This is a genomic window from Bacteroidia bacterium (genome assembly GCA_019695265.1).
Taxonomy (GTDB): domain Bacteria; phylum Bacteroidota; class Bacteroidia; order JAIBAJ01; family JAIBAJ01; genus JAIBAJ01.
The window spans coordinates 1-2948 of the sequence record JAIBAJ010000202.1 but is presented as its reverse complement, the minus strand read 5'-3'; the positions used below and the strand labels follow the sequence as shown (position 1 = coordinate 2948).

The window sequence follows — 2948 nt, the reverse complement described above, 5'->3', positions numbered from 1 at the left end:
TTAAACGAAAAATGGCGTCTAAAGGTGGTTTTTAGACAAACTGACGATAGAGGTAAGTAGCCCACAGGAGCACGCGGCGCTAGCCAAGTGCTACGAGGACTACAACCGATAGCGTGACCCGAACGCCCATGCATTGCTGTTTGTATTTGCTCAACTGCCTGATTGGGCGGAGGGGGCCCGCATAATTTTTAAAAAAATGAAAGTAAGGAAACGGATGAAATGGGTTCTAATAGTATTATTTAATCTCAAGGGATTTTCCAACTGCGGCACCCGGAAACGGAATATTGGCAATGGAAGAAACAGTTGGAGCAATATCGGTAATATCGGCAGCCTGGTAATAGGAACCCGGCTTAATTCCTTTTCCGTAAAATAACATTGGAATTTGGGTATCGTAGCTAAAAGCAGTACCGTGTGTAGTTCCTGTTTCGGAATAATCCATATACCCAAAATCCATTATTACCATCACATCGCCCGAGCGAGTAGGGTGAAGGCCATTTTGTGCCAAACGCTCCATTTTTGAACTTGCAGCTCCCAGGCGTAACTGGTGTGCAGGCATGGCTTTGTATACATGAGGCAAAGTTTCGAGGTAACGGGCTACAATGTTCTCCACATCATCCGGATTCATTCGGCGGGCCAGCATTAATGGACGGTTGAGGTATACCTGTTCATTTTCAAAACCCAAGAGCCAATCGCCTTGTCCATAACGACGCGATAACATATTGGTTAAACTGTCTTCAATGGTTTTGCCGCTGTAATAACCGGCCGGGATTTTTTGATCGATGAGGTAGTTGGAATTTTGTGCAGCCCCATGGTCGGCCGTAAGAAAAAGAAGGAAATTATCTTTTCCGATGTTTTTTTCAAGGTAATTCAGGAGTTCAGCCAATTCCAGATCGAGGCGGAGATAGCAATCTTCAACTTCAATGGATTGAGGTCCGAAATGGTGACCAATATAATCAGGAGGCGAAAAACTGATAGCAAGAAGGTCAGTTATTTCATCTTTTCCCAATCCTTCACCTTCAATGGCTGCGATAGCCATTTCTCTGGTTAAGGTGTTGCCAAACGGGGTTTCGCGAATAATTCCAAGTCCGGATTTTTTACGAATTTCGGGCAAATTGTGTGGAAAAACCGGTAGACTTTCGTTGCCAAGTTTGCCTTCGTAGCGGTTGTTGTCGGCAAAGCTTTCGGTGTATTGTTCAATGGGTAGCAAGGTGTTCCAGGGTTTAGACAGGTAGGATTCAACCAATTTACGCTCGTTGAAGTTTTTAACCCAGGTTGGTAATTCGGGTAAATAAAAGGAGCTGGTGATGTAATTACCAGTGCTTCCGTCCAGCCAAAATGCTCCATTGGCATTGTGTCCTGCCGGCAAAATAGCACTTCGGTCTTTGAGGGCAATACCAACTACCTTGGATTGGAAATTAGTGAAGATTCGGAGTTCGTCACCAAGGGTAGACACTTGTTGGCGGCGAGGAGAATGAGAGCCTATTTTCTTATCTGAAGTTCCTATGGGTTTAATAGTTCCATCGGCAGTATCAATGGTGCAATACACCGATTTTTTGGTGTTACGGTCAAGCCATTCATTACCGGCTATTCCATGGACTGAAGGAAATGCACCGGTGTATATACTGCAATGTCCGGGTGCAGTAAAGGTAGGAATGTAATTGTAATGCGCGTTTTTGAACAAAGCACCTTGGTCGATTAGCTTTTTAAAGCCGTTCGGGCTATATTTATCCCAGTATTTGAATAAATAGTCGTAACGCATTTGGTCAACTACAACTCCAACAATAAGTTTGGGATGTGGCTTTTGTGAAAAGGCAGGGGTAACCAAAGCCAAACAAAGGAAGAAAGAAGGATAAAATTTGCGCATTGTCAATTATGAGTGGACAAAAGTAAGGTTTGGGGAATGGCATTTGTAAATGTTAACAATAAATACCTGATTGGTTTAACCAATTAAGGTATTCAAATTTCTACCTTTGGCCAATATTTATTGAAACCATGAAATACAACAACTTAGGGAAATCAGGCTTACAGGTGAGCCGTTTATCTTTTGGCTCCTGGGTTACTTTTGGCAACCAGATTGGAGATGAAATTGCTGAACAATTGATGCATCAGGCTTATGATGCCGGAGTTAATTTTTTTGACAATGCGGAAGGTTACGCGGCAGGTAAAAGTGAGGTGGTAATGGGTAATATTTTGCATAAGTCGGGTTGGACCCGGGATTCTTTTATAGTTTCAAGTAAGGTATTTTTTGGTTCGGTTGAACCTGAGACCAAGAAGCCTAACCAATGGGGATTGAGCCGAAAACATATTTATGAAGCCTGTCATGCTGCTTTAAAAAGGTTGCAAGTGGATTATTTGGACCTATATTTTTGTCATCGTCCTGATAAAACAACTCCGATCGAAGAGACGGTTTGGGCTATGCATCAATTGGTTATGCAAGGAAAAATTCTGTATTGGGGAACATCGGAGTGGAGCGCCCAACAAATTACAGAGGCCCATTTATTTGCCCGTCAAAACCATTTAGTTGGCCCAACCATGGAGCAACCTCAATACAATATGTTTGCAAGAGAACGATTTGAAAACGAATACAGAAGACTCTACTCTGAATTTGGAATGGGAACCACTACCTGGTCACCATTGGCTTCAGGTTTTTTAACTGAAAAATATTTTAATGGCGTTCCGGGCAATACCCGAACCGAATTGCCGGAGTTGGCATGGTTAAAGAACAATTTAACATCGGAAGAAGGCCAGAGGAAGATAGAGAAGGCTAAACAAATCAAGCTTATTGCCGATGATTTAGGTGTTAGTTTGCCCAAATTGGCAATTGCCTGGGTTTTGAAAAACCCCCATGTAAGTACGGTGATATTAGGTGCAAGCAAATCCCCTCAATTGGCCGAAACTTTACAGGCATTAGAGGTTGTTGATCAATTAACACCTGAGGTTATGGAAAA

The 2948-nt window shown here is 42.7% G+C and carries 2 protein-coding genes; one reads left to right on the top strand and one right to left on the bottom strand.

Annotated elements, in window-relative coordinates:
• Window positions 1-235: 235 nt before the first annotated feature.
• Window positions 236-1864, bottom strand: coding sequence for an alkaline phosphatase family protein (locus K1X82_15305; GenBank protein ID MBX7183478.1), 1629 nt, complete (start codon window positions 1862-1864; stop codon window positions 236-238).
• Between the two features lie 128 nt (window positions 1865-1992).
• On the opposite strand from K1X82_15305, the gene K1X82_15300 reads away from it, so the two are divergent.
• Window positions 1993-2948: aldo/keto reductase (locus tag K1X82_15300; protein MBX7183477.1), on the top strand; the 956-nt coding region annotated here is incomplete at its 3' end.